Consider the following 12,654-nt stretch of genomic DNA (forward strand, 5'->3'; position numbering starts at 1 on the left):
CAAGTGATGATAAAGCCCATTGTTATAGCGAAAATATCAACTTAGATGAAAGTGGTTGCGCGAGTTTTACTTTAAAAACCGAGCTGGGCAGTTGTGAAGTGAACCTAACTGTACCAGGCAAACATAACGTTTGTAATGCCGTAGCAGCTGCTTGTATTGCCTTAGAATTTGGCGCCAGCCTTGAGGATATAGCTTTAGGTTTAGCGCAAATGCAGCCAGTAAAAGGGCGACTGAATTTATATCAACTGCACGATAAAACAAGCGGTTGTAACATCAAACTTATTGATGATAGCTATAACGCCAATCTGGAGTCAGCGAAAGCGGCAGCGCAGTTGTTATCAAGTTACCCAGGCAAGCAATTACTGATCCTAGGTGATATGGGCGAATTGGGTAGTGAAGCGCGTCGTTATCATCAAGAGCTAGGCGAGTTTGCCAAAAACCTGCAGTTAAATACTTTATTGTCATTAGGTGTATTGAGTCAAAGTGCTAGTGATGCTTTTGCTCAAAACAATGACAAAAATGAGCTAAGCCAGCATTTTAGCCAAAGGAATGATTTGATGGCTCATTTGTTTAGTATGCTAAACGAGCAATTGGCGGCTGGTCAGCAAGATATAGCCATTTTAGTTAAAGGCTCTCGTAGTGCTCATATGGAGCATGTAGTAACTGAAATAATGCACTGGTTTGAACAAATGAATAGTCAACAAAGTACTAGCCAAGAAAGCTGTACTAATGAAAGTAACGCTAGTAAAAATCAAGCTAGTGAAAATCAAAGTAAAGAAGGTAAAGCTTAATGTTATTGTGGTTAGGTGAGTATTTAACTCAATTTTATTCAGCGTTTAATGTTATTTCTTATTTAACATTTCGCGCCATAATCAGCACGCTAACCGCGCTGTTTATATCATTATATTTTGGTCCAAAACTTATTCGCTATTTGCAAAAAATGCAAATAGGTCAAACGATAAGAGCGGATGGTCCCGAAAGTCACCTATCTAAATCGGGCACGCCAACTATGGGCGGCATATTAATACTCGCTTCCATTGTTATCAGTGTTTTACTGTGGGCAGATTTAAGCAATATTTATGTCTGGGTGGTGCTCTTTGTAGTGGTTAGTTTTGGTGCCATAGGTTTTGTTGACGACTATCGTAAAGTCATTCGTAAAGACTCTAATGGTCTGATTGCTCGCTGGAAATATTTCTGGCAAACGGTTATTGGTTTAAGCACAGCACTATTTTTATATTATATTGCCCAAGGTCCAAATGAGACTGCCTTGTTAATACCCTTCATGAAAGAGTTGTTACCTCAGCTTGGTATTTTTTATGTGGTGATGACCTATTTCGTTATTGTTGGTACTTCAAATGCCGTTAACTTAACTGACGGACTTGATGGTTTAGCCATAGTGCCGACTATCATGGTTGCCGGTGCTTTTGCTTTATTTGCCTATGTCACGGGTAACGTTAACTTTGCTGACTACCTTAATATTCCTCATATCGCCTTAACCAGTGAATTAGTCGTGGTTTGTACTGCGATTGTGGGCGCTGGCTTAGGTTTCTTGTGGTTTAATACCTACCCGGCGCAAGTCTTTATGGGCGATGTTGGTTCACTTGCTTTGGGTGCGGCACTCGGCGTTATAGCTGTGTTAGTTCGCCAAGAGTTGGTGCTATTTATTATGGGCGGTGTATTTGTGATGGAGACCATCTCGGTCATTTTACAAGTCGGCTCATATAAATTGCGTGGTCAACGTATTTTCCGTATGGCGCCAATTCATCACCACTATGAATTAAAAGGCTGGCCAGAGCCGCGGGTGATTGTACGTTTTTGGATTATTTCATTGATATTAGTATTGATAGGTTTAGCGACTTTGAAGTTGCGTTAATGTGCATTAAGCAAAGCTCGTTGAACAAAGAACATTAAACAAAGAGCGATAAATAAAGAACACTAAGTAAAGAAGGTAAGCTAAAAAAATTATGACTTGGTTAACAGCGTTTAAAGATAAAAATATTGTTGTGCTTGGAGCCGGAATGACAGGTTTGTCATGCCTGCGCTTTTTGCATGGGCAAGGTTTGTCATTTGCTGTTAATGATTCTCGTGCTATGCCTTTTGCCAATGCAAGTGAACAAACACAATACCAGCAGGACTTTCCTAGGGCTAAGTTTATTTTTGGGCAATGGCAAGCAAGTTTAATTGCCAATGCCGATATCATTATCGCTAGCCCTGGTATTGATTTAGCGGGTGAGGGCATTGCTGGACTTATTGCCAAGCACTGCCAAGTTATTGGTGATATTGAATTATTTTGTCTGGTCAATAATAGTCGGATTAAGCCAATGAAAATGTTGGCAGTCACTGGCTCTAATGGAAAATCTACCGTGGTGTCATTGCTTGCTTATTTAGCGAAAGCGCTTGGCGTAAATGCGGCTCTGGCTGGTAACATAGGTGAGCCAATACTTGATTTACTGCAACTTGGCCAAACAAACGACAGCTTGAATGCTAATCAAGCAGATATTGTTATTGTTGAGCTATCCAGCTTTCAATTAGAAACATTAATTAGCATGCAAGCTATTGCCGCAAGTGTGCTTAATTTAAGTGATGATCATTTAGACCGACATAAAACCTTAGCTAATTATCAGGCTATTAAACAAGGCATTTATCCACAAGCGAAAATTGCTGTGGTAAATAGAGAAGATCAATCGACTAACAGTTTAGTTGCCGAGCAAGAAGTTATGTCATTTGGCTTAACTAAGCCAGAGCTAGGCCATTTTGGCCTGACGGTTATTGATAACAAGCCGATGTTAATGTTTGGTGAGCAAGCGTTAATTTCGACCGAGCTATTACCCCTTGCGGGTATGCATAATGCCTTAAATTATATGGCGGCTTTGGCACTTGGTTATAATGCGGGTTGGCCTTTATCTGCCATGGTTGAAAAACTAGCGGGATTTACCGGCTTAGCACATCGTTGCCAACGGGTAGCAAGTGACGATGGTATTCAATGGATTAATGACTCTAAAGCGACCAATGTTGGCGCAACACTAGCGGCAATTACTGGTTTAGCGCCGACACTTACCAATAAAAACAAGTTAATTGTTATTGCTGGCGGTGATGGCAAAGGTGCGGATTTTTATCCGCTTAAAGCTATGTTTAATGATGAAGTCAGTCAGTTGATTACTCTAGGAAAAGATGGCGGTGAGATTGCCAATTTAGTGAATAATGCCATTAAGGTTGAAACACTCATTGAGGCAGTACAACAAGCTAAAAAGGTAGCGGCAGCAGGTGATATGGTATTGCTTTCACCAGCCTGCGCCAGTATTGATATGTTCAAAAATTATCAAGTTCGAGGGGAGCAATTTATTGCTGCAGTTCAAGCTAAGGAGAACCCATGTCGTTAGAAAAAACCATGACCTTAGCAAGAACTATGTCCTTAGGGACTACACAGGCAATAGCTAAAACTCTCTCGAAAGTACCAGTACCGCCAGTACCTGAATGGATTAACCGCTTTATGGCCGGCCCCAATCAATATGGGGCCAGCGCCTTTGATCGCAGTTTTATTGTCTTGGGGTTGATCATGTATATGATCGGACTGGTCATGGTGGCATCTTCCTCAATACCGGTAGCGGAACGATTATTTAATAATCCGTTTCATTTTGTCATTCGCCACGGTATCTATATTGGCTTAAGTCTCGCTATTGCTGGAGTAGCATTACAAATTCCTATGTCATGGTGGCATAAAAACAGTAGCTACTTATTAGGCTTTGCCATAGTACTGCTAGTTAGTGTCTTGCTTATTGGTCGTTCAGTTAATGGCTCAACCCGATGGCTCGTGCTCGGCCCTATTACGGTACAAGCAGCAGAGCCGGCGAAACTTTTCTTCTTTTGTTATTTATCAGCCTACTTAGTGCGACGTCGTGAGCAGGTAATGGAAAACTTAAAAGGCTTTATCAAGCCGCTAATTGTTTTTGGTGTTATGGCGGTATTGCTATTAATGCAACCTGACTTAGGCACAGTGATAGTTATGTTTGTCACCACTTTCGGTTTGCTTTTTTTAGCGGGTGCTAAGTTATGGCAATTCATGGCAATGGCATCGGTTGGCGCAACTGCACTAGGCATGTTGGCTTATTTTGAACCTTATCGCTGGCGACGAGTAACTAGCTTTTTAGATCCATGGCAAGACCCGTTTGGTAGTGGCTATCAGTTAACGCAGTCATTAATGGCCTACGGTCGTGGTGAAGTTTTAGGCCAGGGTTTAGGTAACAGCATACAAAAATTAGAATATTTACCTGAAGCGCATACTGATTTTGTTATGGCGGTTTTAGCCGAAGAGTTTGGCTTTGTTGGTATCAGTGTAGTGCTGTTGCTGAGTATGACCTTAGTCTACAAAGCACTTATCCTAGGACGTTGCGCATTGGCTAAAGAAAAGTACTTTGAAGGTTTCTTGGCGTACTCAATAGGCATTTGGATGTGTTTTCAGGCGGCAGTAAATATTGGTGCTAGCGCAGGTCTCGTGCCAACCAAGGGCTTAACCATGCCACTGATTAGTTATGGTGGTAGCTCTTTGATAGTTATGACCATAGCTTTAGTTATTTTAATACGCATCGACCATGAAATTCGTTTACAGAGTATCCAAGCTACTAGCTCAAAAAGAACAAGTGCTAAAGGCTTGCAGCAAGGTGCTCAGAAAGCTACTGACAAAAGTCAGATGCCAAGTGCTAAGAAAAGTGGTGATAAATAATGGTCATTAATACTCACCAAGCAAACCAAATTAACCAAGCTAAAGCAAAAACCTTGCTAGTTATGGCGGGTGGTACCGGCGGTCATATATTCCCAGGTCTTGCGGTAGCTGATGAACTAAAAGCGCAAGGCTGGCATATTCATTGGCTGGGCACCGCAGATCGTATGGAAGCTCAAATCGTGCCTGAGCATGGTTATGATATTTCATTCATTAACATCAGTGGCATGCGTGGTAAACGCTTGTTAGCAATGCTGGTTATGCCAGTTAAATTGCTGCGATCGCTAATACAAGCCCGACGGGTTATTAAAACAATTAAACCAGATGTCGTGTTAGGAATGGGCGGTTATGCAAGTGCCCCGGGCGGTTTGGCGGCATGGCTTAGTAAAATCCCCTTAATTGTCCATGAGCAAAACGCCGCCGCAGGTTTAAGTAATCGATTATTAGCGCGCATTGCCAATAAAGTATGTTGCGCATTCCCTAATGCCTTTGCTAGTGATATTGATGTCGAAGTAGTTGGCAACCCTTTGCGTGCTTCAATTGGGCAGCAAGACTCGTTATCTCAGCAAAAATCAGCTAACCAAGCAGAACATGAAACTGTTGATAAAAAGCCGAGTAAAAATATATTGGTGGTTGGCGGCAGTTTGGGTGCACAAGTGTTAAATGAAGTGATGCCCAGCAGCTTTGCTTGCTTAGCGAGTAGTGATGATGATTTTTCAATTTGGCATCAAACGGGCGCAAGTAAACAAGAGCAAGTTATTGCATCTTATGCAGAGCAAGGTATGGCAAAGGGTAAGGTGAAAATCACTGCATTCATCAAGGATATGGCCCAAGCCTATCATTGGGCTGATATTGTCATTTGTCGTGCTGGTGCTTTAACGGTTTCAGAATTAGCCATGGCAGCAACGCCAGCTGTTTTTGTACCCTTGCCGCATGCAGTAGATGATCACCAAACAAAAAATGCCCTCTACTTGGTCAACCGTGATGCAGCAAAATTGTTGCCACAAAAAAAATTAAATACAGCGACTATCACAGCATTAATTACCGAGCTATTTGACCAGCCGGAAACATTGGTAAAGATGGCTAAAGCTGCTTTAACCGCGGCAAACAGTGATGCAAGTCAAAAAGTCGCAGAATTGTGCCAACAGCTTGCACTAGCTAATGGCGCAGAAATTAGCGCTAATAAATAAGAAGTAATGAAGAGAAAATATGATTAAGCAAACTAACTTAAATGCCAACTCAACTAGCTCGAATATTAATGCAAGTAAAGCTAGCAACTCATACGCAGTTCAGATCCCTGAAATGCGTCGGGTTAAGCGTATCCACTTTGTTGGTATAGGTGGCGCCGGTATGGGCGGAATTGCTGAGGTATTGCTTAATGAAGGCTACCAAATTTCTGGCTCGGATATAGGTGAAAACCAGGTAGTTAAACGTTTAACAGCTTTAGGTGCAGATATTATTATTGGCCATCAAGCAGAAAATGTCGCTCAGGCGAGCGTAATTGTTGTATCTACCGCGATCAGTAGTGATAACCCTGAGCTAGTTGCGGCAAATAAATTACGCATTCCCGTGGTTAGACGCGCAGAAATGTTGGCCGAGTTAATGCGTTTTCGCCATGGTATTGCTATTGCGGGTACTCATGGGAAAACCACAACAACTAGCTTAATTGCCAGTATTTTTGCCCAAGGACAATTGGATCCTACCTTTGTTATTGGCGGTTTACTCAACAGTGCTGGTACCAATGCACGATTAGGTAGCAGTCGCTACTTGATAGCTGAAGCCGATGAAAGTGATGCATCTTTTTTACACTTACAACCAATGGTTGCTGTGATCACCAATATCGATGCCGACCATATGGAAACTTACGGCGGTGACTTCGAAAAACTCAAAGACACTTATATAGAGTTTTTACATAACCTACCTTTCTACGGCCTAGCTGTTGTCTGTATCGATGATCCGGTAGTGCGGGAGTTATTACCACGTATTAGCCGTCAAGTGATCACCTATGGTTTTTCTGAAGATGCCGATGTCAGAGCGGTAAATTACCAACAAGATGGCGCTGTTAGTCATTTTACTGTTGAGGTTGCCGGTCAAGCTCCACTAGTTATGAGTGTAAACATGCCGGGTCAACACAATGTATTAAATGCCTTGGCTGGTGTCGCCGTTGCCAAAGACGAAGGTGTTAATGATGACGCCATATGCCAAGCATTAACCGAATTTGCCGGTATCGGTCGACGTTTTGAGCAACTAGCAGGTTTGACTACTGCTGCCGGTGACATGGTTTTAATCGATGATTATGGTCATCATCCGAGTGAAGTAAAAGCCACTATTCTAGCTATGCGCCAAGGTTGGCCTGATAAGCGTTTAGTGATGGTTTTCCAACCACATCGTTACTCTAGAACCCGCGATTTATATGAAGACTTTGTTGAAGTGCTTTCAGAAGTTGACTGTCTATTTTTACTCGATGTTTATGCAGCCGGAGAAACACCCATCTCAACAGCTGATAGTAAAAGCTTAGCGCGATCAATTCGTCAACGTGGTCAAATAGAGCCTGTTTATGTCAGTGATGTTGATAAGTTAGCGCAATTACTTGCTAACCAGCTGCAAGATAATGACATGGTGATTACCCAAGGCGCCGGCAGTATAGGCGCCGTAGCCAAAAATCTAGCAGAACATAGTTTATTGCATGTTAATTCCCCTGTTAAAGGTAGTGAGTAATGACTAGCGATATCAGCAGTGAATTGGTGCAGCTAAAACAGCTTAAGCAAGAGAGGATTGCTGTGCTTTATGGTGGTAACTCTGCAGAGCGTGAAGTGTCACTTAATTCAGGACAAGCTATTGCCAATGGTCTTGAGCAAGCAGGTTTTGATGTGGTGTTAATTGATACCAAATTTGTGCCTTTGACTGATTTGCTTAGTAAAAAAATAGACCGCGTTTTCATTGCTCTGCATGGTCGAGGCGGCGAAGATGGTTGTTTACAAGGTGCGCTTGAGTATATGGGCATTCCTTATACTGGCTCGAATGTTTTAGGCTCTTCGCTATCAATGGATAAGGTGCGTAGCAAACAAATTTTTACAGCCTGTGACTTACCAACAGCGCCCTTCGCCGTTGTTGATAAGGCTGATTTTGAAGACTTGTCATTAGCGGCAATATTGACTGAGTTAGGCGGTCGAGTCATGGTAAAACCCGCCAATGAAGGCTCAAGCATTGGCATGGCACAAGCACAAACCGTTGAGCAACTGCGCAATGCCTTAATTGAAGCTTTTGGTTTTGATCAACAAGTATTACTTGAAGCCTGGATTGATGGCCCTGAATATACTGTCGCTATTCTCGGTGACAAAGCGTTACCAGCGATTCATATGGCAACACCACGTGAGTTTTATGATTACGAAGCAAAATATCAATCAACAAGTACCCAGTATCACTGCCCATGTGGTTTAAGTGAACATGATGAAAATGAATTGAAAGCCTTATCTGTTAAAGCCTTTAATGCCACCGGTGCTCAAGGCTGGGGTCGGGTAGATATTATGCGTAATAACAAGGGAGAATGGCAGCTATTAGAAGTGAATACTGTACCAGGGATGACAGAAACATCACTGGTACCAAAAGCCGCCAAGGTATACGGTTTGAATTTCAGTGAGCTAGTGACGCAAATTTTACTGCTTAGCATAAAAGCATAAGCGTCGAAGAGTAAGAAGGATATTATGGTAAAAAAACAGCATGTAGATAGTAAAAAAACACGCCCATTAGGCCAAGGTACAGCCTTGTCTTTTGGTTTGGGTTTGTTGTTTTTTATTGTCGTGCTGTTTAGTTTAATTACCATCAGTTGGTGGCTTACCCAGCATTTTATTGGCCAAGAAAGTGCGCCGGTAACTTCTATCGTCATTTCAGGGGAAATGCCCTATAGCCAACGTAACGATATTCTTAATGCAATTGAGCCAGTTGATATGGGCAATTTCTTCCAAGTAGATGTCAACGAAGTGCAAAGTTATGTGCTTACGCTACCTTGGGTTTATTCGGTCGCAGTAAGAAAACAGTGGCCAAACGAATTAAAAATTTATGTAGTGGATCAAAAACCCGTGGCATTTTGGAATGGTAACTTTCTAATTAATCAGCTTGGTCAGGTTTTTCAGGCAGAAATAAGTCGGATAAATCATTATCTGCCTAGCTTTTTTGGCCCTGAAGGAAGTGAGCTGCTGGCGTTAGAAAATTATAGAGATCTCAACGGCTTACTTGAGTTTAAAACACTGTCGATAGATGAGTTAGTGTTGAGTGAACGCTTCTCTTGGCAACTAACCTTGGACGATGGTGTAACCCTAAATTTAGGGCGTGAAGAACGAGTTGAGCGGATTCAACGCTTTATGGATGTTTATCCAATAATCAAAGCACAGCTCAAAGCAAAAATAATTGCGGAAAAACAGCAAAATCAGGCGGTTGATTACATCGATTTACGGTATGATACGGGATTGGCTGTTGGTTGGAAAACTATAGATAAAATAAGCCAGAATAAATTGCTAAAAAATAACGATAATAATCACCTTAAAGCAGTGTCTCAAATGAGCACAATCAGTTAAGAGTTTAAGTTAAATGCCTAAAGCAGCAGAAAGAAAATTAGTGGTTGGCCTTGATATTGGTACTTCAAAAATATCTGTCGCCGTTGGAGAAGTTACCCCAGACAACCAGTTAAGTATTATTGGTGTCGGTAATCAGCCAGCTCGCGGTATGGATAAAGGTGGAGTAATTGACTTGAATTTAGTTATTCAAGCCATTCAACGCGCCATTAATGAAGCTGAATTAATGGCTGATTGCCAAATAAGCTCTATCTACTTAGGTATTTCTGGTAAACATATTAGTTGTCAAAATGAAAATGGCATGGTGCCAATTAATGACAACGAAGTTATTCAAGAAGATGTCGACAATGTTATTCACACTGCCCGTTCAGTGCCAATATCAGCTGAACGTCGTATGTTACATGTGCTGCCGCAAGAATATAGCATTGATTGCCAAGATGGTATTAAAAGCCCTATTGGCATGTCAGGTGTTCGCATGGAAGCTAAAGTCCATATCGTAACTTGTGCCAATGATATGGCGAAAAATCTAGTTAAATGTGTTGAACGCTGTGATTTAACTGCCGACCAATTGATTTTTTCAGCGCTAGCGTCAAGTTATGCGGTGTTGACCGATGATGAAAAAGAGTTAGGTGTTTGTGTTGTTGACATGGGTGCCGGCACTATGGATATTTCAGTGTTTACTGGTGGTACTTTACGACATACCGCAGTTATACCAGTAGCCGGTAACCAAGTAACCAGTGATATTTCTAAGATTTTTAGAACACCATTAAGTCATGCTGAAGATATTAAAGTGCAATATGCCTGTGCGTTAAAGCAATTAGTTAGCATGGAAGAAAGTATCGATGTGCCAAGTGTTGGTGGTCGTCCGGCACGCTCTATGTCGCGTCACACCTTATCTGAAGTAGTAGAGCCAAGGTACCAAGAGTTATTTGAGCTAATTCAAGATGAAATTAGAGAATCTGGCTTAGCAGATCAAATTGCTGCGGGTTATGTACTAACCGGCGGCACGGCAAAAATGGAAGGTGTACTTGAATTTGCCGAAGAAATATTTCAAATGCCAGTTCGTATTGCCAGTCCTTTGGCAGTACAAGGGCTCAAAGAATATGTTAATGACCCAAGTTATGCCACTGTTGTTGGCCTTTTGCATTATGGCATGCAAGCAGCCAGTGAAGCCGAAAGTTTAACTAAAAAACGCGAAAGTGTTGGTGATTTTTGGTCAAGAATTCATGCCTGGTTTAAAGGCGAATTCTAGAGGAAAGAGCTAAAAGCTAGATTAAAGAAATAGTGTGGTGAGCTGTTACAGGAAGTAACAGTATTCTCGTGTTGTTGTTAAGAAGTAGTATTAGCAACAACAAATTAAGTATTTTAAGTAATTGTAAGTAAAACGGAGAGAGAGAATGTTTGAATTAATGGAAGACCATAACGAAGAAGCGATAATTAAAGTTATCGGCGTTGGCGGCGGTGGTGGTAATGCCGTTGAACACATGGTTTCACAAACGATTGAAGGTGTTGAATTTGTTACGGCAAATACTGACTCGCAAGCGTTACGAAACTCTTCTGCAGATGTTACCTTACAGCTTGGCGCAAACGTCACTAAAGGCTTAGGCGCTGGTGCAAACCCTGAAATTGGTCGTTGTGCAGCTGAAGAAGATAGAGAAACTATTAAGCAAGCCCTACAAGGTGCTGATATGATCTTTATCGCAGCAGGTATGGGCGGCGGTACAGGTACTGGTGCCGCACCTGTAGTTGCTGAAATAGCGAAAGAGATGGGTATTTTGACTGTGGCAGTAGTCACTAAACCGTTCCCGTTTGAAGGTAAAAAGCGCATGAACTATGCCGATCAAGGCATTGAGTTTTTATCTAAAAATGTTGACTCGCTTATTACTATCCCTAACGAAAAATTATTGAAAGTACTTGGCCCAGGCACAAGTTTATTAGATGCCTTTAAAGCAGCTAATAATGTTTTACTTGGCGCGGTACAAGGTATTGCTGAATTAATTACCCGTCCAGGTCTAATCAATGTCGATTTCGCCGATGTACGCACGGTAATGTCTGAAATGGGCACTGCTATGATGGGTTCAGGTACGGCTTCTGGCGATGATAGAGCACAAGAGGCAGCTGATGCAGCTATTTCAAGTCCCCTACTAGAAGATGTTGATTTAGCGGGTGCTCGCGGTATTCTAGTAAATATTACTGCCGGTATGGACATTAGCATCGATGAATTTGAAACCGTAGGTAATGCAGTAAAAGCTTTTGCTTCTGAAAACGCTACTGTTGTTGTTGGTGCTGTCATTGATATGGATATGACCGATGAACTTCGTGTTACTGTTGTTGCCACCGGTATTGGCGCTGAAAGTAAACCTGATATTACTTTAGTGAATCCTATGCCAATAGCTGAGCCAAAAGTTGTTGGTGCAGATTATACACCCGCGGCGGCACAGCCTAGTGCAGCAATTGAACCAGTAGCAATGACGGATAGTAATGCCCAAAAAATGGTTGCTACTGATCTTGATACCTATTTAGATATTCCGGCATTTTTGCGCAAACAAGCGGACTAATATTACTAGTTAGCTACGCTATATCTACTAATAGGCTATCAACTAAGTCCAGTAGAAATAGGCTGCTATTGATTTTAGCGCTTTTATTTGGTATATTATGCGCCCGTTAAATTGGCGTGACTATTTTAACTTCTCATTAAATATGGGAGTTACTGGCAAGTGCATTTAACGATGGGGAAATTCTGGTAGTAGATACCTTTATCTAGCTTAGCTGCTTGATGAAACATCTATGAAAGTAATTGCATTTATTACAGATGAAAAGCAAGGTAAGCGAGGCTGATATGATTAAGCAACGTACATTAAAAACAAGTGTTTCAACCGTAGGGGTTGGTTTACATAAAGGTGAAAAAGTTCAGGTTACTCTCCGTCCTGCGCTAGCAAACACCGGTATTGTTTTCCGTCGAATTGATCTTAACCCAGTGGTTGAAATTAAAGCGACACCCGAAGCTGTTGGTGAAACTACGTTATGTACCTGTTTAGTCAATGAACAGCAAGTTAAGGTTTCAACTGTTGAGCACTTACTCTCAGCAGTTGCCGGCCTAGGCATTGATAACTTAATTATTGATGTCGATGCGGCTGAAATTCCTATTATGGATGGTAGTGCCTTACCTTTTGTTTATTTAATTCAGTCTGTTGGCATCGAGACCTTGAATGCACCTAAACGTTTTTTACGTATTAAAAAACCAATCCGTGTTGAAGAGGGTGATAAGTGGGCAGAGTTATTGCCTTATGAAGGTTTTAGAGTCAATTTTGCCATTGAATTTTCACACCCTGTTATTGAAAAAACCTGTCAAACCATGAGTATGGA

The 12,654-nt window shown here is 41.7% G+C and carries 11 protein-coding genes; all 11 read left to right on the top strand.

Going from position 1 to position 12,654, the window contains the following annotated elements:
• Positions 1–791 (top strand): cyanophycin synthetase (locus HRT50_RS14535; RefSeq protein ID WP_291615735.1); only part of this gene is annotated, 791 nt, incomplete at its 5' end.
• Positions 791–1,873: a phospho-N-acetylmuramoyl-pentapeptide-transferase gene (mraY, locus tag HRT50_RS14540; protein WP_291615737.1), complete on the top strand. Its 1,083-nt coding sequence runs from the start codon at positions 791–793 to the stop codon at positions 1,871–1,873. The genes HRT50_RS14535 and mraY, both read left to right, overlap by 1 nt.
• Before the next feature lie 91 nt (positions 1,874–1,964).
• The gene (murD, locus tag HRT50_RS14545) at positions 1,965–3,380 is read left to right on the top strand and encodes a UDP-N-acetylmuramoyl-L-alanine--D-glutamate ligase (RefSeq protein WP_291615738.1); all 1,416 of its coding nucleotides are present in this window, start codon (positions 1,965–1,967) and stop codon (positions 3,378–3,380) included.
• 110 nt (positions 3,381–3,490) lie between these two features.
• Entirely contained in the window at positions 3,491–4,720 is a 1,230-nt protein-coding gene (ftsW, locus tag HRT50_RS14550; RefSeq protein WP_291615745.1) for a cell division protein FtsW, read from the top strand.
• The gene (gene murG / locus HRT50_RS14555) at positions 4,720–5,907 is read left to right on the top strand and encodes an undecaprenyldiphospho-muramoylpentapeptide beta-N-acetylglucosaminyltransferase (RefSeq protein ID WP_291615739.1); all 1,188 of its coding nucleotides are present in this window, start codon (positions 4,720–4,722) and stop codon (positions 5,905–5,907) included. The genes ftsW and murG overlap by 1 nt, the downstream gene beginning before the upstream one ends.
• A 112-nt stretch (positions 5,908–6,019) precedes the next feature.
• Positions 6,020–7,435, top strand: a complete 1,416-nt coding sequence (gene murC, locus HRT50_RS14560) for a UDP-N-acetylmuramate--L-alanine ligase (protein WP_291615746.1) — start codon at positions 6,020–6,022, stop codon at positions 7,433–7,435.
• Positions 7,435–8,397: a D-alanine--D-alanine ligase gene (locus HRT50_RS14565; protein WP_291615740.1), complete on the top strand. Its 963-nt coding sequence runs from the start codon at positions 7,435–7,437 to the stop codon at positions 8,395–8,397. Before murC ends, HRT50_RS14565 begins: the two co-directional genes overlap by 1 nt.
• Before the next feature lie 24 nt (positions 8,398–8,421).
• Positions 8,422–9,291, top strand: a complete 870-nt coding sequence (locus tag HRT50_RS14570) for a cell division protein FtsQ/DivIB (protein ID WP_291615741.1) — start codon at positions 8,422–8,424, stop codon at positions 9,289–9,291.
• 13 nt (positions 9,292–9,304) lie between these two features.
• Entirely contained in the window at positions 9,305–10,540 is a 1,236-nt protein-coding gene (ftsA, locus tag HRT50_RS14575) for a cell division protein FtsA (RefSeq protein WP_291615742.1), read from the top strand.
• A gap of 145 nt (positions 10,541–10,685) precedes the next feature.
• Positions 10,686–11,846: a cell division protein FtsZ gene (gene ftsZ, locus HRT50_RS14580; RefSeq protein WP_291615743.1), complete on the top strand. Its 1,161-nt coding sequence runs from the start codon at positions 10,686–10,688 to the stop codon at positions 11,844–11,846.
• 281 nt (positions 11,847–12,127) lie between these two features.
• The coding region (lpxC, locus tag HRT50_RS14585) for a UDP-3-O-acyl-N-acetylglucosamine deacetylase (RefSeq protein ID WP_291615744.1) at positions 12,128–12,654 on the top strand (527 nt) is incomplete at its 3' end.

The organism is Colwellia sp. (assembly GCF_013215345.1).
GTDB lineage: Bacteria > Pseudomonadota > Gammaproteobacteria > Enterobacterales > Alteromonadaceae > Colwellia.

What these genes read in the sequence shown, in the direction of transcription:
- ftsZ (WP_291615743.1), top strand. Translation starts at nt 10,686, where the DNA reads ATGTTTGAATTAATGGAAGACCATAACGAAGAAGCGATAATTAAAGTT.
- HRT50_RS14570 (WP_291615741.1), top strand. Translation starts at nt 8,422, where the DNA reads ATGGTAAAAAAACAGCATGTAGATAGTAAAAAAACACGCCCATTAGGC.
- mraY (WP_291615737.1), top strand. Translation starts at nt 791, where the DNA reads ATGTTATTGTGGTTAGGTGAGTATTTAACTCAATTTTATTCAGCGTTT.
- ftsW (WP_291615745.1), top strand. Translation starts at nt 3,491, where the DNA reads ATGGCCGGCCCCAATCAATATGGGGCCAGCGCCTTTGATCGCAGTTTT.
- ftsA (WP_291615742.1), top strand. Translation starts at nt 9,305, where the DNA reads ATGCCTAAAGCAGCAGAAAGAAAATTAGTGGTTGGCCTTGATATTGGT.
- murG (WP_291615739.1), top strand. Translation starts at nt 4,720, where the DNA reads ATGGTCATTAATACTCACCAAGCAAACCAAATTAACCAAGCTAAAGCA.
- HRT50_RS14565 (WP_291615740.1), top strand. Translation starts at nt 7,435, where the DNA reads ATGACTAGCGATATCAGCAGTGAATTGGTGCAGCTAAAACAGCTTAAG.
- murC (WP_291615746.1), top strand. Translation starts at nt 6,020, where the DNA reads ATGCGTCGGGTTAAGCGTATCCACTTTGTTGGTATAGGTGGCGCCGGT.
- murD (WP_291615738.1), top strand. Translation starts at nt 1,965, where the DNA reads ATGACTTGGTTAACAGCGTTTAAAGATAAAAATATTGTTGTGCTTGGA.